Consider the following 653-nt stretch of genomic DNA (forward strand, 5'->3'; position numbering starts at 1 on the left):
GGAACCCTGCGCTCCAAAATCCCCGAGCTCGTCGACGCGCTGACCGGCCGGTTCAAGGCCCACCACGCGTTTATGGCCCGCCTGCACCTGGACCAGATCGATGCCCAGTCCCGCATCATCGACGCGCTCACCGAACGGATCGAGGAGGCGATGACGCCCTTTCGTGCCGCCAGGGAATTCCTGGCCACCATCCCCGGAGTCTCCCTCAAAGTCGCCGACGTGATCATCGCCGAAACCGGGGCCGACATGTCCCGCTTCGAAACCCCCGGCCGTCTCGCGTCCTGGACCGGGGTCTGTCCCGGCTCCAACGAATCAGCCGGCCGGATCAAATCCGCGCACATCCTGCCCGGCAACAAATACCTCAAAGCCGCCCTCGGCACCGCGGCCCTGTCCGCGTCCCGAAGCAAGGACACCTACCTCGCCGCCAAATACCGGCGCATCGCCGCCCGCCGCGGACCGATGAAAGCCATCGTCGCGATCGAACACTCCATCCTCACCGCGGTCTGGCACCTCCTCGCCGACGGCGAATGCTACGCAGACCCGGGCCCCGATCACTTCACCCGTCTGGACCCAATCAAAGCCAAAAACAGCGCCATCAAAAAGCTCAACAGCCTCGGTTTCGACGTCACCATCACCCCGGCTACCGCAGCCTG

General features: G+C 65.2%; 1 protein-coding gene and 1 pseudogene. One reads left to right on the forward strand and one right to left on the reverse strand.

Annotated elements, in window-relative coordinates; translation table 11 throughout:
- Window positions 1-150 precede the first annotated feature (150 nt).
- Window positions 151-372, forward strand: a pseudogene (locus BJQ90_RS22975) (IS110 family transposase); the annotation flags it as partial.
- A gap of 179 nt (window positions 373-551) precedes the next feature.
- Here the strand turns inward: BJQ90_RS22975 and BJQ90_RS22980 are convergent.
- Complete coding sequence (locus BJQ90_RS22980) at window positions 552-632, reverse strand: hypothetical protein (protein ID WP_374953675.1); 81 nt, start codon at window positions 630-632, stop codon at window positions 552-554.
- Window positions 633-653 lie beyond the last annotated feature (21 nt).

The organism is Arthrobacter sp. SO3, assembly GCF_020532825.1.
GTDB lineage: Bacteria > Actinomycetota > Actinomycetes > Actinomycetales > Micrococcaceae > Arthrobacter.